This is a genomic window from Perspicuibacillus lycopersici, assembly GCF_025660475.1.
In the GTDB taxonomy this organism is placed as follows: Bacteria; Bacillota; Bacilli; order Bacillales; family Caldibacillaceae; genus Perspicuibacillus; species Perspicuibacillus lycopersici.
This window is the reverse complement of sequence record NZ_JAOUSF010000003.1, coordinates 226,473-248,118: the sequence shown is the minus strand read 5'-3', so window position 1 is coordinate 248,118 and position 21,646 is coordinate 226,473. Positions and strand designations below refer to the sequence as shown.

The 21,646-nt window shown below is 35.6% G+C and carries 22 protein-coding genes and 1 riboswitch; of the genes, 17 read left to right on the top strand and 5 right to left on the bottom strand.

Features of this window, described 5'->3' with window-relative positions; all coding sequences use genetic code 11:
* The first annotated feature begins 4 nt into the window (after window positions 1-4).
* The 8 genes from resB to OEV98_RS09215 all read left to right on the top strand — a co-directional run bounded on the left by resB (window position 5) and on the right by OEV98_RS09215 (window position 9,788).
* Window positions 5-1,651, top strand: a complete 1,647-nt coding sequence (gene resB, locus OEV98_RS09250) for a cytochrome c biogenesis protein ResB (protein ID WP_263072987.1) — start codon at window positions 5-7, stop codon at window positions 1,649-1,651.
* Window positions 1,644-2,834: a c-type cytochrome biogenesis protein CcsB gene (ccsB, locus tag OEV98_RS09245; RefSeq protein WP_263072986.1), complete on the top strand. Its 1,191-nt coding sequence runs from the start codon at window positions 1,644-1,646 to the stop codon at window positions 2,832-2,834. The genes resB and ccsB overlap by 8 nt, the downstream gene beginning before the upstream one ends.
* Before the next feature lie 164 nt (window positions 2,835-2,998).
* A complete protein-coding gene (locus OEV98_RS09240) occupies window positions 2,999-3,715 on the top strand; it encodes a response regulator transcription factor (protein WP_263072985.1) in 717 nt (238 codons plus the stop codon).
* Entirely contained in the window at window positions 3,712-5,484 is a 1,773-nt protein-coding gene (locus tag OEV98_RS09235; RefSeq protein WP_263072984.1) for a cell wall metabolism sensor histidine kinase WalK, read from the top strand. The genes OEV98_RS09240 and OEV98_RS09235 overlap by 4 nt, the downstream gene beginning before the upstream one ends.
* 374 nt (window positions 5,485-5,858) lie before the next feature.
* A complete protein-coding gene (sigX, locus tag OEV98_RS09230; RefSeq protein WP_263072983.1) occupies window positions 5,859-6,386 on the top strand; it encodes an RNA polymerase sigma factor SigX in 528 nt (175 codons plus the stop codon).
* Window positions 6,386-7,606, top strand: a complete 1,221-nt coding sequence (locus OEV98_RS09225; protein ID WP_263072982.1) for a hypothetical protein — start codon at window positions 6,386-6,388, stop codon at window positions 7,604-7,606. The genes sigX and OEV98_RS09225 overlap by 1 nt, the downstream gene beginning before the upstream one ends.
* A 162-nt stretch (window positions 7,607-7,768) precedes the next feature.
* Complete coding sequence (locus OEV98_RS09220; RefSeq protein ID WP_263072980.1) at window positions 7,769-8,632, top strand: LysM peptidoglycan-binding domain-containing protein; 864 nt, start codon at window positions 7,769-7,771, stop codon at window positions 8,630-8,632.
* Window positions 8,633-8,912: 280 nt separating this feature from the next.
* Window positions 8,913-9,048: riboswitch (FMN riboswitch) on the top strand.
* 170 nt (window positions 9,049-9,218) lie between these two features.
* Complete coding sequence (locus tag OEV98_RS09215; RefSeq protein ID WP_263072979.1) at window positions 9,219-9,788, top strand: ECF transporter S component; 570 nt, start codon at window positions 9,219-9,221, stop codon at window positions 9,786-9,788.
* Window positions 9,789-9,955: 167 nt separating this feature from the next.
* Here OEV98_RS09215 and OEV98_RS09210 read toward each other — a convergent pair whose 3' ends face one another.
* A complete protein-coding gene (locus OEV98_RS09210; RefSeq protein WP_263072978.1) occupies window positions 9,956-10,204 on the bottom strand; it encodes a ferredoxin in 249 nt (82 codons plus the stop codon).
* 215 nt (window positions 10,205-10,419) lie between these two features.
* On the opposite strand from OEV98_RS09210, the gene OEV98_RS09205 reads away from it, so the two are divergent.
* From OEV98_RS09205 to OEV98_RS09190, 4 genes are all read left to right on the top strand, one after another.
* Window positions 10,420-11,496 (top strand): helix-turn-helix domain-containing protein, encoded by a 1,077-nt coding sequence (locus OEV98_RS09205; RefSeq protein WP_263072977.1) that lies wholly within the window; start codon window positions 10,420-10,422, stop codon window positions 11,494-11,496.
* A gap of 19 nt (window positions 11,497-11,515) precedes the next feature.
* Complete coding sequence (locus OEV98_RS09200; RefSeq protein WP_263072976.1) at window positions 11,516-13,012, top strand: RecQ family ATP-dependent DNA helicase; 1,497 nt, start codon at window positions 11,516-11,518, stop codon at window positions 13,010-13,012.
* A gap of 69 nt (window positions 13,013-13,081) precedes the next feature.
* Window positions 13,082-13,423 (top strand): hypothetical protein, encoded by a 342-nt coding sequence (locus tag OEV98_RS09195; RefSeq protein ID WP_263072975.1) that lies wholly within the window; start codon window positions 13,082-13,084, stop codon window positions 13,421-13,423.
* Window positions 13,424-13,586: 163 nt separating this feature from the next.
* Window positions 13,587-14,045, top strand: coding sequence for a YpbF family protein (locus tag OEV98_RS09190; RefSeq protein WP_263072974.1), 459 nt, complete (start codon window positions 13,587-13,589; stop codon window positions 14,043-14,045).
* Window positions 14,046-14,094: 49 nt separating this feature from the next.
* On the opposite strand, the gene OEV98_RS09185 is transcribed toward OEV98_RS09190, so the two are convergent.
* The 3 genes from OEV98_RS09185 to OEV98_RS09175 are packed head-to-tail and all read right to left on the bottom strand — an operon-like array spanning window position 14,095 to window position 15,180.
* Window positions 14,095-14,664, bottom strand: coding sequence for a manganese catalase family protein (locus tag OEV98_RS09185; protein ID WP_263072973.1), 570 nt, complete (start codon window positions 14,662-14,664; stop codon window positions 14,095-14,097).
* A 23-nt stretch (window positions 14,665-14,687) separates the two neighbouring features.
* Complete coding sequence (locus OEV98_RS09180; protein ID WP_263072972.1) at window positions 14,688-14,951, bottom strand: spore coat protein CotJB; 264 nt, start codon at window positions 14,949-14,951, stop codon at window positions 14,688-14,690.
* The gene (locus tag OEV98_RS09175; RefSeq protein ID WP_263072971.1) at window positions 14,944-15,180 is read right to left on the bottom strand and encodes a spore coat associated protein CotJA; all 237 of its coding nucleotides are present in this window, start codon (window positions 15,178-15,180) and stop codon (window positions 14,944-14,946) included. Before OEV98_RS09175 ends, OEV98_RS09180 begins: the two co-directional genes overlap by 8 nt.
* 162 nt (window positions 15,181-15,342) lie before the next feature.
* Here OEV98_RS09175 and OEV98_RS09170 point away from each other — a divergent pair, with 162 nt between their 5' ends.
* From OEV98_RS09170 to OEV98_RS09160, 3 genes are all read left to right on the top strand, one after another.
* Entirely contained in the window at window positions 15,343-15,927 is a 585-nt protein-coding gene (locus OEV98_RS09170) for an adaptor protein MecA (RefSeq protein ID WP_263072970.1), read from the top strand.
* A 285-nt stretch (window positions 15,928-16,212) separates the two neighbouring features.
* Window positions 16,213-17,490, top strand: a complete 1,278-nt coding sequence (locus OEV98_RS09165; RefSeq protein ID WP_263072969.1) for a Glu/Leu/Phe/Val family dehydrogenase — start codon at window positions 16,213-16,215, stop codon at window positions 17,488-17,490.
* A gap of 239 nt (window positions 17,491-17,729) precedes the next feature.
* A complete protein-coding gene (locus OEV98_RS09160; RefSeq protein WP_263072967.1) occupies window positions 17,730-18,701 on the top strand; it encodes a YpdA family putative bacillithiol disulfide reductase in 972 nt (323 codons plus the stop codon).
* A gap of 52 nt (window positions 18,702-18,753) precedes the next feature.
* Here OEV98_RS09160 and OEV98_RS09155 read toward each other — a convergent pair whose 3' ends face one another.
* Entirely contained in the window at window positions 18,754-19,722 is a 969-nt protein-coding gene (locus tag OEV98_RS09155) for an asparaginase (protein ID WP_263072966.1), read from the bottom strand.
* A 93-nt stretch (window positions 19,723-19,815) separates the two neighbouring features.
* Here OEV98_RS09155 and prsW point away from each other — a divergent pair, with 93 nt between their 5' ends.
* Together prsW and sleB are read left to right on the top strand one after the other, a co-directional pair.
* Window positions 19,816-20,496 (top strand): glutamic-type intramembrane protease PrsW, encoded by a 681-nt coding sequence (prsW, locus tag OEV98_RS09150; RefSeq protein WP_263072965.1) that lies wholly within the window; start codon window positions 19,816-19,818, stop codon window positions 20,494-20,496.
* Window positions 20,497-20,692: 196 nt separating this feature from the next.
* Complete coding sequence (gene sleB / locus OEV98_RS09145; RefSeq protein WP_263072964.1) at window positions 20,693-21,634, top strand: spore cortex-lytic enzyme; 942 nt, start codon at window positions 20,693-20,695, stop codon at window positions 21,632-21,634.
* The last annotated feature ends 12 nt before the right edge of the window (window positions 21,635-21,646 follow it).

Below are 21,646 nucleotides of genomic sequence, written 5' to 3'. Positions count from 1 at the left end.
GAAAATGAATAAAATAAAGTGCGAATGTGGCCATGTGAATCCGCATGGTACGGTTTTATGTGAGGCATGTGGAAAAGTATTAGTAGAGGAGGAAAAGAAGAAAAAACTCCTCGATATGAGATACGAAGGCACCGCACGCCGTTCCCAAACATATAACAGATCGCTCGTCGACAAAATTTGGAATTTTTTTTCTTCGGTTAAAGTAGGTGTATGGTTAATCGTTGTTACATTAATTGCTTCTGCTTTGGGAACAATTTTTCCGCAAGAAATGAATTTATCGATATCTGTATCGGCAGAAGAATATTATCAAGATCGCTATGGAATTTTTGGTCAAATATATTATTTGTTAGGTTTTCATGATTTATACCGTTCTTGGTGGTACATATTATTAGTTGCTTCTATTGGTGTTTCACTAGTAATTTGTAGTCTTGATCGTGCGGTTCCTTTATATAAAGCGTTGAAAAAACAACGGGTAACAAGACATAATAGTTTTTTGGAGCGACAACGATTTTTTACTAGAGCAGCGATGGAAAATGCCAATCAAGATATCGAATTAGTAACAGCAAGATTAAAGAAGAAACATTATAAGATTTTAGAGGAAAATGGAAATGTGATGGCAGAAAAAGGACGTTTCTCTCGCTGGGGTCCATATGTTAATCACATTGGGCTAATCTTATTTTTGTTCGGAATCATGCTGCGATTTGTTCCAGGTTTTTATGTAAATGAGCAAATGTGGTTAAAAGAAGGCGAAACAAAAGTCATTCCAGGTACGGATAAGCAATATTACTTAGCGAATCATGCTTTCGTATTAGAGCTTTATGACGAAGAAGATGGCGAAGTATATAAAAATGCTATTGAGGAAAAAGGCGGGATTGTTAAAAATTATCAATCCAGTGTTACGCTTTATAAAGCAGTGGGTGAGTCGTTACCTGGAGAAAAACCAGAATTACAAGAGGTTAAGAACTATGACATTCGAGTAAATCAGCCTTTGAAAATGGACCATTATGCAGTCTATCAATCTAGTTATCGATTAAATGAAATTAGTGCAATGACATTTGCGTTAACGAATAAAGAAACAGGTGAACAGTTCGGTAACATTACGATCGATTTAGCAAATCCAAAAGGTAACTATGATTTAGGGAATGGATATTCTGTTCAAGTATTAAGCTATTTCCCAGATTTTGAAATATTAGACGGAGAGCCACATACAAAGACGCCGAATCCAAATAATCCGGCATTTGCTTTTAAAATGATAACTCCGGATAAGCCAGAAGGTGAAACTAGCTTTGCTGCAATTCAACAAACGATTGAGCCTTTAGGCGAAAATACATATAAAATGGCATTTCAATCCGTCGAAACGGTCAATTATTCGGGATTAACGGTTCGAAAAGATTTGACATTAGGAATAATCTCTGTCGGAGGTATTATCTTTTTACTTGGGGTAGCACAAGGGTCCTTTTGGCAGCATCGAAGAATTTGGATAAATCAAAGCAAGGGACAGGTAGCGATAGCTGCACATACAAATAAAAATTGGTTTACTTTAATGAAAGAAATTCAAGCAGTATTAGCAGGGACTAATCTTCCGATTCCATTTGATCAACAATTGGACAAGGAGGAGGCGAAACAACAAGGGGTGAATACGGTTGGTTGAATTAAGTAGTAATTTTTTATTTGCATCATTTATTCTATATTTAGTAGCGATTCTATTTTTTGGCGGTGCCATTAAACAGAAAAAAGGGATGGAAGGCGATCATCAAAATGCGAATATTAATCGTTGGGGAAAAATCGGTATCTTTCTTACAATAGTGGGCTTTATTTCGCAATTAGGCTATTTCGTCACTCGTTGGATTGCAAGTGGCCACGCACCGGTAAGTAATCTGTTTGAATTTATTACATTCTTCAGTATTATGTTTGTTGCCGGTTATATTATTATCTTTTTCTTATATCGTTCCATTGTGCTAGGTTTATTTACTTTACCAATTGTGTTAATTATCATTGCCTATGGAAGTATGTTTTCAAAAGATATTACTCCACTTATTCCAGCATTACAGAGTCACTGGCTATTTATTCATGTAATGACGGTTGCAGCAGGGGAAGGAATTCTTGCTATCAGCTTTGTAGCAGGATTGATTTATTTAATAAAAAATATTGACCAAACGAAGAAGTCTAAGAAAACGACTTGGCTGGAAGTTGTTATGTTTGGTATTATTTCATTATTCGGTTTTATAGTAATTTCTGCAATTTTTTCGCTTGCAAATTATACTGCATCATTTGATTGGATAAATAAGGATGGGGTACAGGAGAACTATGAGTATCATCTACCTGCATTAGTTGGCCCAAATGAATGGACATTAGTGACAGAAAATCGAATGGAGCCATTAATCGAGCTACCTTCTGCGATCAATGCATTGAAAACAAATACTGTTATTTGGTCCTTTTTAACAGGTGGTCTGCTCTACATACTTATCCGACTTTTGACGAAAAAAAGAATTGGGCAGCTTTTCAAGCCTTTAGTTAAAAAGATGAATAGTGATTTACTTGATGAAATTAGCTATCGCTCGGTATTGATCGGTTTTCCGGTGTTTACGTTAGGTGGACTAGTATTTGCGATGATTTGGGCGCAAATTGCTTGGACAAGATTTTGGGCATGGGATCCAAAAGAAGTGTGGGCACTCGTTACATGGCTATTTTATGCAGCATTTCTACATCTTCGCCTGTCGAGAGGCTGGCATCATGAAAAATCTGCATGGCTAGGTGTTATTGGTTTTGTAATTATTATGTTTAATCTTGTATTTGTTAACTTAATTATAGCTGGATTACATTCTTATGCATAATCGATAAACGTTATTTAGTGTATGAAAAAGTCTTCACATAATTTGTGGAGACTTTTTTGTTACTTCGTTTTATACTGTACATAAGGAATAAATGGTTATTTTCTATGGAATATAGCAGATTTATGTCGATTTGTGTAAAATAGAGGTGCAAGGAGGAGTAAAACATGGATAAAGATATAAAGATATTAGTTGTTGATGATGAAGAGCGTATTCGTAGGTTATTGAAAATGTACTTAGAGCGTGAAAATTATATTATTGATGAGGCCGTAGAAGGCGAAGAGGCATTAGAGATGGCAATGGAAACGGATTATGATTTAATTCTACTGGATTTAATGCTTCCAGGGAAAGATGGCTTAGAGGTATGTCGTGAAATTCGAGAGAAAAAAGCTACACCTATCATTATGCTTACTGCAAAAGGAGAGGAAGCCAATAGAGTGCAAGGATTTGAAGTGGGAACAGATGATTATATCGTCAAACCATTCAGCCCGAGAGAAGTTGTTTTGCGTGTGAAAGCATTGTTGCGAAGAGCGTCTACCACTAGCTTTTTGCAAACGGAAACAACGGCAAAAAATGTACTTGTTTTTCCTCATTTAATGATTGACCATGATGCACATCGCGTGCTTGCGGATGGACAGGAAGTAAGCTTAACTCCAAAGGAATATGATTTATTGTATTATTTATCAAAGGCACCTGATAAAGTATTTGATCGGGAGCAATTACTAAAAGAAGTATGGCATTATGAATTTTTTGGTGACTTACGTACCGTGGATACACATGTGAAACGTTTACGGGAAAAATTAAATAAGGTTTCTGAAGATGCAGCTAAAATGATTGTGACGGTTTGGGGAGTCGGCTATAAATTTGAGGTAGGTAATGAATGATTTGGCGAAGTGTAGTTGGTAAGCTTTGGGCTACCATCCTATTATTTTTCTCTTTTGTTTTATTCATATTGACACTGTTATTAATGCAGTTTTTGAATAACTATCTTGTAAACCAAGTAACAAATACGTTAACGAATACGGCAGCGAAAATTGCCGTTATATTAGAGCAGCATGATGATTTGCATTTTGGTTTAGAAGTTGCTTGGGAGATATTGGATGATGTAACGAAAGTAATTATTGTTACCGATGAAAATCATATGTATTATTCTTCTACTACAGATGCTAATCACTTTGACCTTTCGTATTTTACAGAGGACAAAGAGCTATCACGGGTATTTAGTGAAAATGAGGTAGTTAAAAAGGATATATTACTACCTGATAATGGAGATAAAGATAACAAACAAAAGGAAGAAGCATTAATGATTGGTGTTCCTTTAGAGAAATTCTCTAATAAAAAGGGAGCAGTGTTTATTTATCAATCATTAGATGTTATGAAAGAAACGACGACAACGACAACGAGATTAATATGGGGAGCAGCGTTTATTGCGTTCGTATTAACTACTGTCTTCGCTTTCTTCCTATCTACTCGAATTTCTTCGCCATTAATAAAAATGAGGGAAGTTGCGTTTGAGGTGGCCAATGGTGAATTCGACACGAAAGTGCCAATTTTAACGAATGATGAAATTGGGGAGCTTGCTACTGCCTTTAATCAAATGCGTAAACGATTAAAGGTTAATATGAATGCACTGAATCAAGAAAAAGAACAGCTGTCGAGCATTTTAAGTAGTATGGCTGATGGTGTTTTCATGTTTAATCGCGATGGCAAAATTATTGTAAAAAATCCACCAGCAGAGCGATTTTTGCACCATTGGTATTATGAGCAGGAAAATGTTCAATTAGATGTTGTACCAACGAAGGTGCTGGAATTATTCCATCAAGCAATCGAAGGGAAAAAAGAACAAATTGGCGATATTTCATTACAAGGTAGATACTGGTCGGTTATTGTAAGTCCTCTATATAATAATGAAAAAATTCGTGGGGCTGTAGCTGTTTTACGAGATATGACAGAGGAAAGAGAAATGGATAAGCTACGAAAAGACTTTGTTGCAAATGTCTCGCATGAATTGCGTACACCAATTGCAATGCTTCAAGGCTATAGTGAAGCATTAATGGATGATGTAGCAAGTAGTGAAGAGGAACGTAAGGAAATAGCAACGGTAATTAATGAAGAGTCGTTGCGAATGGGTAGACTTGTCAATGAATTACTTGATTTAGCACGAATGGAGTCTGGACATTTACGATTACGCGAAGAAATCGTTATGGTTCAACCATTTATGGAAAAGATTGTCAAGAAATTCGCTGGATTAGCGAAGGATAATCAATTGGAATTACAGCTTGCACTTCATTTAAATGAAGTGGAATGGGAATTTGATCCCGATCGTATGGAGCAAGTATTGACTAATTTAATTGACAATGCCATTCGTCATACTGGTGAAGGTGGATTAGTAGAAGTGAATGCGAGAAATTCCCATAATTCATTGATTATTGAAGTGAAGGACAATGGAACAGGTATTCCGAGTGAGGATCTTCCCTTTGTTTTTGAGCGTTTCTATAAAGCAGATAAGGCAAGAACAAGAGGGAAATCTGGTACAGGGCTTGGATTAGCAATTGCCAAAAATATCGTCGATTCTCATCACGGTTCTATTGATGTAAGAAGCAAACTTGGACAAGGAACGACATTTACCATCTTAATTCCCCGAAAAAGTTAAAAATATCGACTATTTTGACGATAAATCTTGTTTCATACGGAACATTACATAGAAGGCTTTCCAAAGTCAAGCGCTAGCCTGCCTTTGCAATCGTAAATTCATCACAAGATGAACGAACGATTCCAACAGGCAGGTAGGAATGATAATGGAAAGCCTCTATTGTTTTAAAAGTTATTTTCAAAAATATTATTGTTATTTCATAAGATAAGAAATAAAGAGTTTTCGTAGTAATAAACGAAATGAAAAGAGCTATTTTTAAAAAGATTTTTTCTTTTTTCTAATAACATCTTTCCTACTTTCGAAAAAAAGTCTATAGTAAAAGTGAAACTTTTTTGACCGGATTATCGACAAATATAATGAACGGGGAGGATCATATGGACTCCGTTTTCAAGGAAATCTATACAAAACACCATCAAGATATCTTTCATTTCTTATTTTATTTAGTAAAAAATCGAGAGCTTGCAGAGGATCTTGTGCAAGAGGTCTATATTAGAGTGCTGAAATCGTACGATCGATTTGAGGGGAAAAGTACGCTTAAAACATGGTTATTATCCATTGCACGTAATGTCGCAATTGATCATTTTCGGAAAGAAAATACATTAAAAAACAAACTATTTTCGCGAACCGATTGGAAAGACTATGACATACAGGATAAACGACCAATTCCTGAAGAAGTCGTAATAGAAAATGAAACCATTGGTTTACTGTATCGTTGCTTAGATTTATGTACTGTTGATCAACGAGTGGTTATTATTTGTAGATATATTCAGGATTTATCGATTTCAGAAACCGCAGAGATTCTTGGCTGGACTGAAAGTAAAGTCAAAACTACGCAACATCGAGCAATAAAAGCATTAAAAAAACAAATGAATAGGCTTTTAGAAAAGGAGGGAGAAATTTGATGAAGAAAAATCCAATGTCAGATTCTGAGATAGCTGAGCTCCTTCATCAATTACCTTCTGTCAAAGACCACCGAAGTATGCATGAAGTATATAAAAATATAGAAAATCAGTTGGAACAAGAAAAATCATATCCGGTGAAGAAAAAGAAAAAGCTATTCCTTTTGCCAGCATTAGCTACTGTTGCGGTATTATTTCTCGCTATTTTTCTTGGGTCCACACTAATTGAACCGAATGAATTATATAATATTGCGGAAGATGTACAAATGGAGCGTGGCCAATCTTTAGAGGAAAAAACTTCATTGCCATTAGATAGTCAGGATACTGCGAATGGAATGGAGCGGAAAGAATTTGGCAGCTTTTCAAGTAGTAAAGAAGAACAGAAAAGTATTTTATATGAAGAGAATCCAATGCGGTTATCAATTTATCCTAATGAATTTGCAGATGATCAATTGGTCGTTACACTCGGCTTGCCCGATCAAAATGTTCAAAATGTCGTTCCTGTATCTATACTAGTAATGAAGCAGGATGGAAAGACCTGGCTGGATTATTATCAAGATGTAATGAATAGTATTGATGAAGAGTTACTAGGTTTTGCTGAATACTATCCTTATCAAGGAGAACTGTCCTTATCTGAAGAAGGGAATGTAGAGTTAAATCTAATGGAAAATCATAGCTATGATTTGAGCTCTACAACGGAATCCATTTTCTTCCGAAGCTTAGATGTTTTCCGTAACCAAAAAATTAGTTCTGTTATTTTAAAGCAGAATGCTTCTCCAGCAGATTTTTCTCATACCGGAGATATTCATGGAGAATATGCAATTCCTTCATTGGCAAAGACAGGCTACTTTTTATTCGAGGCAAATGATTATCTGTATTTAGCACCAGGTCCAGAAAGATATGAGAAAATCGAAGATGCATTAAATGCTATGCGAAATGAAATTAGTACACATAATTTATTGCCTAGTATTCCAGAGAGTATCGATTTTTCTATAAACGATGGGCAGCTTGGACAATTAATCATCCGTATCAATGATCAATCGAAGTTAGTGGATAATGAGGAGACTGCGCGATTTATTGACGCCGTTTTATTAACGGCAAAGGATTTTGGTTATCAGACTGTATCATTTGATAACGCACGTATTCAAGAGGTTGGTAAATTTAATTTGGAAAATCCGATAGAAGTTCCAATTGGGGCGAACTTGATTGGTGAAGTGGAATAAAGTGTAGAAAAGGGCGATTGGTTGCAATCGTCCTTTTCTATTATCTATTGAATGTATAAAATAGGGAAATTCTTTTCATAATATTTTACTGTTACATTTCTTTGTTCTAATAGTGGACAAGTAGTCATACTGTAAATTAGGTAAAATATGAGGAGGAAAACAATGCTAGAATATTCGAAGCGACTACTGCTGGCCATTATCATTACAATCATCGTTAGTTTATTAATTATCGGAGGAAAACAAACGATTGCGAATGCAGAAGCGGTGGACTTGGAGAACCTAGAATGGATTTGGCCGTCTGCTGGTGTGATTACAGATACGTATGGAACAAGAAATGGAGAACATTACGGGATTGACATTGCTGGAGATATTGGATCCCCGGTTATGGTTGTAGCAGATGGAATCGTTACAAAATCCTATTATTCTAATACTTATGGTAATGTCGTATTTATTAAGCATGAATCAGGCTATGAAACCGTTTATGCACATTTAAGCAAACGGAACGTAGTCGAGGGTGAAGCAGTGAAAAAAGGAAGCAAAATTGGATTGATCGGCAGTACAGGAAATTCTTCTGGACCACATTTGCATTTAGAGGTTCATAAAGATAGCTGGACCGTATCCAAAGAAAATGCTTTAGATCCTTTTTTAATTTTTGGAGAAGGGGAAATTGGACAATTTGTTGCCGCTGGAGTTAATAAAATTGTGCCTGTTGTCGAGGTCGCAAATAAATTTGAAGGATCCGATGTTTATATTGTACAAGCTGGTGACACCTTGTGGAGTATTGCACAAAAATATAAATCGACGGTCGATGAGATTCAACAAATGAATCAGTTAATAAATACGACGATCATTCCTGGCCAAAAGCTCGTCGTCGAAAAAGTAGAAACATATCAGGTGAAAAAGGGAGATACATTATTTTCTATCGCCAAAAGCCATGGGTTAACAGCCGAACAATTAAAACAAATAAATGGGATTAAAACGGATGCTATTTATCCAAACCAAACCATTATTATTGAACAAAAATAATATTTTTCCGTTCGTTGCTTTAAGTGAGCTAACGGTTTATTCTTTTTGTTAAGCAGGAATAAAAATTTCACACCATTAGAAAGCACTTAAGACTTTAAAAAAGGGCAAATCATTATAGCTATTTTTATCATTTTTAGCGAGAATACTCCTTCCTCAAATATCCAATTACCCTATCAGCTAGGGGAGGATATCTAGCTAGTTCCTTTTTATAAGCAAAATACTTTTCTTTTTTTCCTTTGTTTAGTATAATTTTAATGTATTATATGATTATCTAATATTGATTCATCTTCGGGGCAGGGTGAAAATCCCGACCGGCGGTAATAAGGCATTGCCTTTAGCCCGCGAGTCATTGAATGATGACAGGATTTGGTGTGATTCCAAAGCCGACAGTACAGTCTGGATGGGAGAAGATGGGGGTTTCGATTCGTTCAATATAGTGGGTTTGAACGTTTCTTAAGAATGCCTTCTTTCTCCTCCGAGGATTTCCTTCGGAGGATTTTTATTTGTATTGGTATTTCTGAGTGATTAATCGAAGCCTTCCTTCTGAAAATGTGATGATGGATCTCACAAAGAAGGAGAGAAGAAAATGAAAAAACTTAATATCAAAGCCTTTGTTTCAATTGGTATGTTAAGTGCTGTTGCTTTTGTTTTAATGCTGTTAGATTTCCCACTACCTATGTTTCCAAGCTTTTTAAAGATTGATTTTAGTGATATTCCTGCATTAATCGCTGCGATTATTATGGGGCCAATGGCAGGTGTATTGGTAGAGCTATTTAAAAATCTGCTTGATTTACTAACAACTGGAAGCGTAACGGGTATTCCGGTCGGTCATATTGCAAATTTTGTTACAGGTGTTATTTTCATTTTGCCAACCTATTATATTTATAAAAAAATTAAATCACAAAAGGGTTTAACAATCGCATTAATTGCTGGAACGTTAATTACTGCTATTATGATGAGTGTTCTAAATTATTTTGTGTTTTTACCGATGTATGCGGTCTTTATGAATTATGAGGTACCAAGTGAATGGGTGGTCAGTTTTATTTTACCGTTTAATATATTAAAAGGAATTATGATGTCCATTGTATTTCTCATTTTATTCGTAAAAATGCAAAACTGGATTAGCAAACAGCAATCAAGTTTTAATCGGTTATAAAAGCCAAATTTTATATAGTATTTAAAAAATAGATTCAGAATATCGGTAGCATCGATTCTATTCTGCTAAGTATTTTAAAATCAATTCAAAAAGGCTCCTGAGTAGGAGCCTTTTGCTAATTATTTATATTGAAAATAAAAGTTTCATAATGTTATGATTGTTATATATTACTCGAATTTATTTGGATCGCCATCGAATGATTCGTCAGCTACACGAATCGAGTCCGTTGGGCATCCTTCAAATGCATCAAGCATATCTTCTTCTAATATTTCTGGAACTTCTGTTGTCCCTGTATTATCATCAAGAATCACATATGCAATTCCCTCATCATCATAATCATAAATATCTGGAGCAGCGGCACCGCAAGCTCCACATGCTATACATGTATCTTTATCTACTATTGTGAACTTAGCCATCTATTATAACCCTCCTATTACCTATCCCTATTCTGGAACTTTTTTCTAGAAATCAATAATTTAATTGTAAAACTCCATACCGAACTTTTCAACAGTTATGTTTTTTGACATTAACTCGTTATAATCGAAAGGGAAATATGTCGAGTAAAGGAAGAAGATACTACTTGTTGCATTCCTTCTTCGGAAAACATGATAAAATATAAATGGTGATCAAAATGAACTATACAATTGCCTTAAGCTTATTATGTATCGAGCGTTTTAATGGGGAACGTTCGACAAATGCCGTTTACTATTTATTAACGGGAAAAAAGTCCTCGCAGACGATTCAAGATGCAGGCTGGTATCAATTACGACAATACTATCATGCAATCCCACAATTATCGAAGCAAGCATTTGATAACATGATAAAATTTTTATTAGAGGAAAACTATATTTGCAATCAAGACGATACAAATAATATTACAGATAAAGGGAAAGAAAAACTCGGTTTTTTAATATCTAAATCACCATTTCCGAAATATTTTAATGGCTGGAAATATCAACAACTTGATGAGATCTTCTGGAAAAGGTTAAGTTTGTTAATTCAAACGATATCCTATTGGAATCGGAACAATGCTAGCTTCTATCCAGTACAACGAAGCTATGAAACGCAAAGCTGGGTAAAAAATTGGCTTTATGTAATGAAAAACAAGTATGATAAACAAGCGCTAACAAAAAAACTGTATGGGGAGCTGCAGTCCATTTTATCGGAATTAGATAAAACTAGTCAGACTATTAGCCCCACCCTACTTATTTATCGATTGTCAAGCTATCAAAAAACAGGGATGACCTCCGGACAGCTGGCAAATACTTTAAATATGGATGAGGAATATTATGCAATTTGCTTCCGTAGTATACTCCATTACTTAATAAATACGATTTCGCACAATAGAGAAAGGTATTCTTTATTATGGAAGCTGCTCGAAGATTTAAAGCAAAGGGTAGTATTAACACAATCTACACAAGCTACCTATCAGCTTTTACAGCAGGGAAAGAGCTTAAAGGAAATTGCTCATATTCGGCGGCTGAAAAAGAATACGATTGAAGATCATCTCATTGAAATTGCCTTAATAGATCCAGATTTTTCAATAGAAGGATATGTTCCACCAAAGCTTCAAGAAAAAATTATTGTCGCAGCACAAAGCCAATCGACAAGAAAGCTGAGAACTATTAAGGAACATGTCCAAGAAGCAGATTATTTTATGATTCGATTAGTATTATCGAAATGGTCAGAATCAAATAAACAGACATAGTATTGATGGTGGTTGTTTTATGAATTTAGAAAAAATATTATATGAGAAATTTTCCTATACACAATTCCGTAATGGGCAAAGAGAAATAATTGAATCCGTATTAAACGGTACGGACACAATAGCATTACTTCCTACAGGTACTGGAAAATCACTTTGTTATCAATTACCAGGATATCTTGTTGATGGATGTGTACTAATCATTTCCCCACTTCTATCGTTAATGCAGGATCAAGTGGAACAATTAAGGGCAAAAGGGGAAAAGCGAGTAGTCGCCATTAATTCCTTTCTATCCTTCGAAGAAAAAAAACAAGTTTTACGAAACATTCGATATTATAAATTTATTTATATTTCACCTGAAATGCTCCACAATGAAGGAATCAAAAAAATCCTTCAATCGCTTACTATCTCATTGCTTGTTGTAGATGAGGCACATTGTATTTCCCAATGGGGTTATGATTTTCGCCCAGATTACTTAGAAATTGGTACTGTTCGGAAACAGCTTGGCTCTCCCGTTACGTTAGCATTAACGGCAACCGCTCGCCAAGAGGTTCGGGATGATATTAAGAGATTTTTAAAATTAGAAATGGTTAATGAAATAATATTTTCCTCCGATCGTCCAAACATTGCTTATATGGTGCAAAGAGTAAATGGCTATGAGGAAAAACGTACGACTTTATTATCATTGGTAAAGCAGTTACAAGGACCCGGTATTATATATTTTTCAAGCAAAAAATTAGCAGATGAATGGGCAAAATTATTAAACGAAGCTACTTCATACAATGTTGGTGCCTATCATGCAGGTCTCGATATGGAGCAGCGAATATTATTACAGCAGCAATTTTTATTTAATGAATTGGATATTATGTGTGCAACAAGTGCATTTGGAATGGGAATAAATAAAGAAAATGTTCGTTTCGTCATACATTTTCACCCACCAGTAGATATTGAATCCTATCTCCAAGAAATAGGAAGAGCAGGTCGTGATGGGGAAAAAAGTATCGCAATTTTACTTTATAGTCCGGATGACATTCATTTACAAATGCAATTAATGGAAGGCGAGCTTCCAAATTCATTGCAAATAGAATATTTCGGGCAGTATATGCTGCAAGCGAAAGTAACTATAAATAATAAGGAGCAATCATCTATGGATACTTTTTTGCAGCAACCATTGGATGGTTTTAGTGAAGTGCAATGGCGACTATTGCGAAAGTTTTATTTGAGCAGTCGTGACGAAAATACCTTTAAAACCTCGATACAGCATTTCATTGAAAAACGAAAACAGTGGAAACAAATAAAGCTACAAGAAATGAATCAGTGGATAATAAGTTCAGGTTGTCGTAGAGAAAATATGCTGCATTATTTTAATGAAGAAAAAAACATAGATGTTTTAAATTGCTGTGACCATTGTGGAATTACAATGGAAATTTATCAAAAGGTTCACTCGATAAAAAAGGAACGTCTAAAATTGAATTGGCAAGAACGATTGCAGGAAATATTTGCGATAAGTTTGGACTAATAGTTATAGGTTTTCCTATCCTCAGGATTTCCTTTATAACTATGAAGACCATGAGGGGAGAGGAGAAACATGCATCACGGGTATACAGAAGAAAAGGAAACAGCTGAAACTGATTCCAAAACAGGCTCCGAGGAATTTTCAGCCTCACATCTACCGCCTAGAAGTGAGTACCATCGTCGTAAAAAAGCAAAAGCAAAAGAAAAGGATTCACAAGAAAAGCAAGCAGAAGAACAGCAAAAAGTAAAGTATCCAATTATCAAAATACTAGCATTTATATTTTTACTTCTCCCGTTTGTAATCGGAGCTTATTACTATTTTCAAGTAATAAAAAATGACTCCACACCTGTTCATATCGAAGCCGACGATAACACAGGCTTTGATCAAGTGGAAATCGAAGATCCATACGAATAGCTGTGTATGTACTTAGTTTATTTATATAGACTAAGTTTTTTTATGCATAAACAGGATAGCTTGACCATATTTTTTATTAAAGCTAGTTGTTTTCCTAAAGAATACTATCAATCAACAAGTGCTTACTAGACTGGTGGAATACATAAAGATTTGGGGTGAGAAAATGGACGAGGTCATAAAAAATTTAGAGAATTGGACAGATACAGCAACGAAAGAAATGCTTCAAGGAGTCGTAAAAAAGAAACAGAAATTTGATAACTATAAACAACTCCATTTACTCGTTATGTGGTCAACTGTCAGTGTAACGTTCTGTTACTTATTATTCCTATACCAAAATGTTTTTTCTGTTTATTCCTATTCCTTTGCTGAAATGTTTTCCGCATTTTTAAATATGGAAGCGAACGCATACTTATTGGTTTTTACTATTGGCCTATTCGGGCTTATGAATGTATTGAAAAAGAAAGTAGATAAATACGAAGGGGAATACCATGCATTGAGATGTGAAATCATTGATAAAAGTAAGGATTTATGGAAATCACCTGAAGCATGGGCGAATCGTCATCAAGTATTCGAGGTAATGAAAGTGACCTATGATATAAACTTATACCATGAAAATAAATAAAAGCTGTCTCAAAAGTACAGTACTTTTGGAACAGCTTCTCTTTCGAAAATCAAAATATTTTTTTCTTTCCTCGTTCATCTATTAATATTTGTGCTGCTTCTCGGAAGCGTTGGGAATGGACGATTTCTCGTTCACGTAAAAATCGAAGTCCATCATTTAAATCCGGATCATCACTCATATTAATAATCCATTGGTATGTTGCTCTTGCCTTTTCTTCTGCGGCAATATCCTCATAAATATCTGCGATAGGATCACCTTTAGCCTGAATATAGCTGGCTGTCCATGGTACACCTTCTGCATTAGTATACATTAATGCTTTATCATTGTTCGCGTAATGCGGACCAAGACCTGCAGCGATTAACTGTTCAGGTGTGGCATCTTTTGTTAATTTATATACCATTGTCGCAATCATCTCTAAATGAGCGAATTCTTCGGTTCCGATATCTGTAAGTAAACCGATTACTTTATCAGGAATGGTGTAGCGCTGATTGAGATAACGTAGTGCTGCAGATAGTTCCCCATCGGCCCCACCATATTGTTCCACTAAAAATTTTGCGAGCATTGGATTACAAGTACTTACTCTAACAGGGTATTGTAATTTTTTTTCATATATCCACATATTGATCCCTCCCTACATGATAGTTATACTTGCCATGGCCATGGACTATCTGCCCAATTCCAAGGATAAGCAGAATAGCTGTGGCCGAATTGAAGCAATGGACCAAACTGCTTTTCGAAAACTTTTCGAATCCTTTTACTTTCCTTAGCGAAATAGTTGAATTGTTGAATTGCATCCTGATCATTCGGGTGGGTATCTAAATATAAGGTTAACTCTACTAATACAAAGTCTACTGCTTGCAGTTCTTCGAGTAATTGATAATATTCGGGAGGTACTTGTTTAGTCATGAGAGCTATCCTCCTTCCTTAACTTCTCGTAAGGACCAAAATACGGATCATACAAAACTTTCCATAGCGTTCCAGCACGTAAAGCTTCATGAGGAGTAAATTGGGCAAGGTTAGGTGGCTGCATTTGCATATATAAATGTGGTGGTGTGGAATAGGTTTTTGCTACGATTGGCTTGCATGGATCAAAAGGGCTTATAAATGGATAGTAAACTTTATGGGGAGTAGGCACCTTTGTTCCTCCTTTGCAGTTTTTTATACGTCATTTCATTTTTATGGATATCTTGCCTGTACTATGCTAAAAACACAAACGGAATTTCAAATGGTTGGAATGAACAAAACGAAAAAAAATTCATACGATGCAGTATAGAGGTATAGTCAGGAGGCCGAACGTATGCGGTTGGAACGAGTTGGCGGAAATCAAATAAAAATTACTCTAACATATGAAGAATTAGCCGACCACGGATTCTCTGAGGAGGATGTCGGCAAGGATCCATCGAAATGGAATCAATTATTTATCAATATTATCAATGTCGCGAGTAAAGAATATGAGATTCTTTTAGAGGATACAGTGCTAATAGACATTTTTTCTTTTCATTCGCAAGGAATGGTATTAGTAATCACATTAATTGAAAACGATGATTTTTTTGATTTGGTTGATGATACAAGAGAAATGGAATGGGAAGATGCACTTTCAGCATCGAACAGTTTATTTTATATATTTGAAGAAATAGAGGATGTCATTCAATTTAGCATTCGGATTTATCCAAAGTTTCAAGGAGGACAATTACTTTCCTATAATGAGAAGTATTATTTGTTTTTATATATTGCGAACGAATCGCTTCTATCAAATATTTCCTCGCTCGCTTCAGAATATGGGGACCCTGCTACCATTGGCTTTCCGTTCGTTCAAGAATACGGAAAAATCATTATTTCAGAAAACGCAATCCAACAATTAAACCATTACTTTAATGGATGAGCTTCGCAAGTTTTGAAGCTCATTTTTTCCTTTAACAAATAGAGCCACAATACTAACTTTAGTACAGAAGCTAATATTTCATTCGTGGAAAAGGAATACTCAATAAGCGCGGATAAAGGCTATATCAATATGAAAAAATAAATAATAAGGAAGGAAATAAGGAAGTACAAAATTGTTTATGCAATTTGAAAAATCTAATATTTTTATATTGCAATATATATGATTCAGTGTATACTAATCATGAGAAATGCTGTTTGTTTATAGTGAATATTAGGAGGTCTTCAAATGGTCGCCCATAAGGGTACAGAAAGCATAAATAATGAAGATAAACATGACGTATTAAAATCCACTCAAACCATTATTCGTCAAGCACTGGACAAACTTGGATACTCTGAAGAAGTTTACGAGCTGTTAAAAGAACCTCTCCGAATGATGACTGTAAAAATACCAGTTCGCATGGACGATGGCAAGACAAAGGTGTTTACAGGTTATCGGGCGCAGCATAATGACGCGGTCGGCCCTACGAAAGGTGGTATCCGCTTTCATCCAAATGTCTCTGAAAGAGAAGTAAAGGCATTATCGATTTGGATGAGTCTAAAATGTGGAATTGTCAATTTACCTTATGGTGGAGGGAAAGGCGGTATTGTCTGTGACCCTCGAACAATGTCATTTAGAGAGCTAGAAGCACTTAGTCGTGGATACGTGCGTGCAATAAGTCAAATTGTTGGTCCGACGAAGGACATTCCAGCGCCAGATGTGTTTACTAACTCGCAAATTATGGCATGGATGATGGATGAATATAGTAGAATAGATGAATTTAATTCACCTGGGTTTATCACTGGGAAACCGATTGTGCTTGGGGGGTCTCACGGTAGAGATTCTGCAACCGCTAAAGGAGTTACTATTTGTATACATGAAGCAGCGAAAAGAAGCGGTATTAAATTAGAAGGAGCACGTGTAGTTGTGCAAGGTTTTGGTAATGCTGGTGGTTTTCTTGCAAAATTTATGCATGACGAAGGTGCGAAGGTTATTGGGATTTCAGATGCCTATGGTGCACTGCATGACCCTGATGGTCTAGATATCGATTATTTACTAGACCGTCGCGATAGTTTTGGAACGGTAACAAACTTGTTCAATAATGCAATTTCAAATAAAGATTTACTGGAATTAGATTGCGATATTCTTGTTCCCGCAGCAATTGAAAACCAAATTACGGAAGAAAACGCTCACAATATTAAGGCGAAAATAGTAGTTGAGGCAGCAAATGGTCCGACAACGTTAGAAGCAACAAAAATTTTAACAGAACGTGGGATATTGTTAGTTCCAGATGTATTAGCATCTGCAGGTGGTGTAACTGTTTCGTATTTTGAATGGGTTCAAAACAACCAAGGATATTATTGGACAGAAGAAGAAGTAGAAGAAAGATTAGAGAAAATAATGGTGCAAGCATTTGATAATGTTTATACAACGGCTAAGACTAGACGAGTAGATATGCGTTTAGCTGCATATATGGTTGGTGTTCGAAAAATGGCTGAAGCATCACAATTCAGAGGCTGGGTCTAATGTTTTCCGGAATTATTCTATTTCTTCATTGAAAGTTTAAAAAATATCTCCTATCATTAATGGATAGGAGATATTTTTTATATGAAGAATAAAGTATGAACAATTCTTGAGATGTAAGTTCGAGGCAGCATTATTTCTACTGGTTTACATTCCAATCATCTTCTTACCAAATTGCTACTCGAAATCTTTTGGAGTGCTAATCATAATTATTTTTCTTCTTTATAAGGAGGTTTTATATTTTGCATTTTGAAGAAAGCATTATTGTTGGAGGGGGTCCTTGCGGTTTAGCCGCAGCGATTGCACTACAAAATCATGGAATAAACGCATTAATTATGGAAAAAGGGAATGTTGCGAATGCATTATATAACTTTCCAACACATCAAACCTTTTTTAGCTCTAGCGAAAAATTAGAAATTGGAAATGTTCCTTTTATAACAGAAAATCGAAAACCAAAAAGGAATCAAGCATTAACGTACTATCGAGATGTAGCGAAAAGGAAAAATCTTCGTATAAATGCATATGAACAAGTATTGTTTGTAAAAAAAGCGGATGACGATTCTTTTATTGTTGGAACGACAAAAGAGGAGTATCAGGCTAAGCATGTGATTATTGCTACAGGATATTATGATCATCCTAATTATATGAACATACCTGGAGAAGATTTACCGAAAGTATCTCATTATTTTAAAGAAGCACATCCGTATTATGACATGGATGTTGTCGTAATCGGTGGAAAAAACTCTAGTGTCGATGCGGCGCTCGAATTGAATAAAGCAGGTGCCCGTGTGACGGTACTTTATCGTGGTACACAGTATTCTGACCATATAAAACCATGGGTGCTACCGGAATTTGAATCGTTAGTGCGAAATGGATTGATAGCGATGATTTTTAATGCACATATAAAAGCAATTACGGAGTCGAGTGTTATTTACGAAGTGAACGGGAAGCGAGAAGAAATTCCAAATGATTTTGTATTTGCTATGACAGGATATCATCCCGATCATAGCTTGTTAAAAAAAATGGGTGTAAGTATCGATGTGGAGTCTGGTCGTCCCATTTTCGATCCAGAAACGATGGAAACAAATATTCCAGGGATTTTTGTTGCCGGAGTAATTGCAGCCGGTAATAATGCCAATGAAATTTTTATTGAGAATGGAAGATTTCACGGCGATTTAATTGCAGAAGCAATCGTAAAAAAAGGAAACTATTAGTTTAAAAGAAATAAAGGTAGAAAAAGTTCCCGAACTTTTTCTACCTTTATTGTTACTGAAATAGTTCATTGATTATTGATAAATCTTTTGTTGTTTCCAAAGCTAATTGAAGCTTGATTCTCGCTTTTTGTCCATTTAATCCATTGGAAAATATAATTCCCATTTTTTTCAGCTGTGCACCACCACCATCATAGGCATATACGTCCTCCACAATGCCGTTAAAGCAACGAGAAACAAGAACAATCGGGACATTCTTTTGTAGGAGTTGCATTAACCCAGGAATACAAGCAGGTGGTAAATTACCTTGTCCTAAAGCTTCGATAACAAGTCCATCGATATTGGCATGACTAAGTGCCTGAAATAGCATCGAATCCATTCCAGCATATGCTTTAATTAATTCCACACGATGATTTAATGTATGTATTGGAAGCTTCTTTTCCAGCTGAGGATGATGATGAAAGAGGATTTCCTTTTTCGTAATTATCCCAATCGGTCCATATTGCGGACTTTGAAAAGTCGAAACGTTACTCGTATGTGTCTTTGTTACATTATTCGCAGCATGGATTTCATCATTTAATACGACAAGCACACCTTTTCCTTTCGCATGATCATGTATTGCTGTGCGGAGTGCAGTTAAAAAATTATATAAGCCATCAGCCCCGATTTCATTACTTGAGCGCATGGCTCCGGTAATGACAATTGGGATATCGGTTTGAATTGTTAAGTCTAAAAAATAGGCTGTTTCTTCCAATGTGTCTGTACCATGGGTAATGACAACACCTTCGATTGAACTGTTTGCTATATGGTAATCAATTCGCGTTTTTAATTGAAACATTTCCTTCGGTGAAATGTGAGGGGAAGGAAGGTTAAAGGGTGCTTCAATAATTAAATCTGCTAAATGATTTATTTCCTTGGTCTTTTCAATTAATGGGTTTTGTTCACTAGGTAATACGGCGCCGGATTTTGCGTCTTCGGCCATAGAAATCGTACCACCTGTATGAAGAACAAGGATTTTTTTCATGTAAATTCCTCCAAAAATTACTGTGTTTTTTGTGTTTTCAATTTTATATATCCATGTTACGATGAATGTATATCATTTGAAATGAGGTCCAATATGTTTTCCATTATTTCCGCCGCCATTGCCCCAGGCTTCGCTCTTCTCAGTTACTTCTATTTAAAAGATGAATACGACGCTGAGCCTTTAAAGGACGTTTTTCGAGTGTTTGTATTGGGTGCTATATTAGTATTTCCTATCATGTTTATACAATATGTTTTGGATGTGGAGCAAGTATTTCACTCGGATTTTTTTAAAGCCTTTTTTTCTTCCAGTTTGTTAGAAGAATTTTTTAAATGGTTTATTTTGTATTATACAATTTTTAAATATATTGAGTTTGATGAACATTACGATGGGATCGTCTATGGTGTAGCAATTTCCTTAGGCTTTGCTACTTTGGAAAATATTCTTTATTTGCTTAGCTACGGGCTGGAATATGCAATCGGACGCGCATTTCTCCCGGTATCCAGCCATGCACTATTTGGCGTGATGATGGGCTACTATATGGGAAAAGCGAAATTTTCACCACCAAATGCAACAATCAGATGGATATTAATGTCTATTTTACTCCCATTTTGTCTTCATGGATTCTATGATTTAATCATCTTAACACAACGATATTGGTTTCAGTTTATTATACCGTTTATGATATTTTTATGGTGGCTTGCGTTAAGAAAAGTAAAAAAAGCGAAGCAACAAAGTAATCCTTATCAATCAAACCCACATACTTTTACACAATAACGAAAATACTTCTTTCGAATTACGTGAGAAGTATTTTTTTTGCTCATTTTATTCCATGCATACATAAAAGAAAAGCAAAAAGGATAGCTATCGAAAAAACAGCATAAAACCACAAAATTTTTCCTAGCTTTGTATAAAAATCTATTTCCTACAAAAACTACGGCAAGGGAATAATGACAGCTATGGAGGGACATATATGAAAACCAAAAGGATACTGAAGGTATTTTTAATTTTTGCTTGCTGTTTATTACTCGCACAATCAGGTGAAAGCATCCAAAAAGCGAGTGCATTTACTAATCAAGTAATCCAAATAGGTGCAGTAGGTGATGATGTTATTGAATTACAATCAAGATTACAATATTTAGGTTTTTATAATGGAAAAATTGATGGGGTTTTCGGATGGCAAACATATTGGGCATTACGAAATTTCCAATATGAATTTGGCTTGAAGGTTGATGGACTTGCAGGCTGGCCAACAAAGTTAAAATTGGCTAAAGCTTCACAATATCATGAAGGCTATGTTAAAGAACAAATTAACAAAGGTAATAAATTTACCCATTATGGTGGAATGGATTTAAACAAGCAAACGGCCCCAGCGAAAAAGAATAACACTGCGCAAAAAGGAACTACAAATCAGCCTGTGAAAAAACCAGCTGGAAATACTGGCGGAGCCGCGCAAAATACCGGAAATGCCGGAACAAATAATCAAAATGCGGGTACTAATGCTGGAACAAACCAAGCGACTGCCAATAAACCGACTGCTACAAATGTACCAAATGGCTTTTCTCAAAATGATATTCAATTAATGGCAAATGCAGTTCATGGTGAGTCAAGAGGAGAGTCCTATATTGGGCAAGTGGCTGTAGCTGCCGTTATATTAAATCGTTTAGATAGCCCATCATTTCCAGATACTGTTTCCGGAGTCATTTTTGAACCTGGTGCATTTACTGCTGTAGCGGATGGACAAATATGGCTAACCCCAAACGAAACGTCGAAAAAGGCAGTATTGGATGCAATAAATGGATGGGATCCTACAGGAAATGCAATTTATTATTTTAATCCTGATACTGCTACAAGCGGTTGGATTTGGAGTCGACCACAAATCAAGCAAATTGGGAAGCATATATTCTGTAAATAAAAGAGGTGAGTA

Bases quoted from the DNA above. Each gene is read 5' to 3' on its own strand.
- OEV98_RS09215 (WP_263072979.1), top strand. From the start codon at position 9,219: ATGAAAAAACTTAATATCAAAGCCTTTGTTTCAATTGGTATGTTAAGT.
- resB (WP_263072987.1), top strand. From the start codon at position 5: ATGAATAAAATAAAGTGCGAATGTGGCCATGTGAATCCGCATGGTACG.
- OEV98_RS09170 (WP_263072970.1), top strand. From the start codon at position 15,343: ATGCGGTTGGAACGAGTTGGCGGAAATCAAATAAAAATTACTCTAACA.
- OEV98_RS09195 (WP_263072975.1), top strand. From the start codon at position 13,082: ATGCATCACGGGTATACAGAAGAAAAGGAAACAGCTGAAACTGATTCC.
- OEV98_RS09235 (WP_263072984.1), top strand. From the start codon at position 3,712: ATGATTTGGCGAAGTGTAGTTGGTAAGCTTTGGGCTACCATCCTATTA.
- OEV98_RS09205 (WP_263072977.1), top strand. From the start codon at position 10,420: ATGAACTATACAATTGCCTTAAGCTTATTATGTATCGAGCGTTTTAAT.
- OEV98_RS09185 (WP_263072973.1), bottom strand. From the start codon at position 14,664: ATGTGGATATATGAAAAAAAATTACAATACCCTGTTAGAGTAAGTACT.
- OEV98_RS09240 (WP_263072985.1), top strand. From the start codon at position 2,999: ATGGATAAAGATATAAAGATATTAGTTGTTGATGATGAAGAGCGTATT.
- sigX (WP_263072983.1), top strand. From the start codon at position 5,859: ATGGACTCCGTTTTCAAGGAAATCTATACAAAACACCATCAAGATATC.
- OEV98_RS09225 (WP_263072982.1), top strand. From the start codon at position 6,386: ATGAAGAAAAATCCAATGTCAGATTCTGAGATAGCTGAGCTCCTTCAT.
- sleB (WP_263072964.1), top strand. From the start codon at position 20,693: ATGAAAACCAAAAGGATACTGAAGGTATTTTTAATTTTTGCTTGCTGT.
- OEV98_RS09190 (WP_263072974.1), top strand. From the start codon at position 13,587: ATGGACGAGGTCATAAAAAATTTAGAGAATTGGACAGATACAGCAACG.
- OEV98_RS09180 (WP_263072972.1), bottom strand. From the start codon at position 14,951: ATGACTAAACAAGTACCTCCCGAATATTATCAATTACTCGAAGAACTG.
- OEV98_RS09210 (WP_263072978.1), bottom strand. From the start codon at position 10,204: ATGGCTAAGTTCACAATAGTAGATAAAGATACATGTATAGCATGTGGA.
- OEV98_RS09155 (WP_263072966.1), bottom strand. From the start codon at position 19,722: ATGAAAAAAATCCTTGTTCTTCATACAGGTGGTACGATTTCTATGGCC.
- OEV98_RS09165 (WP_263072969.1), top strand. From the start codon at position 16,213: ATGGTCGCCCATAAGGGTACAGAAAGCATAAATAATGAAGATAAACAT.
- prsW (WP_263072965.1), top strand. From the start codon at position 19,816: ATGTTTTCCATTATTTCCGCCGCCATTGCCCCAGGCTTCGCTCTTCTC.
- OEV98_RS09200 (WP_263072976.1), top strand. From the start codon at position 11,516: ATGAATTTAGAAAAAATATTATATGAGAAATTTTCCTATACACAATTC.
- OEV98_RS09220 (WP_263072980.1), top strand. From the start codon at position 7,769: ATGCTAGAATATTCGAAGCGACTACTGCTGGCCATTATCATTACAATC.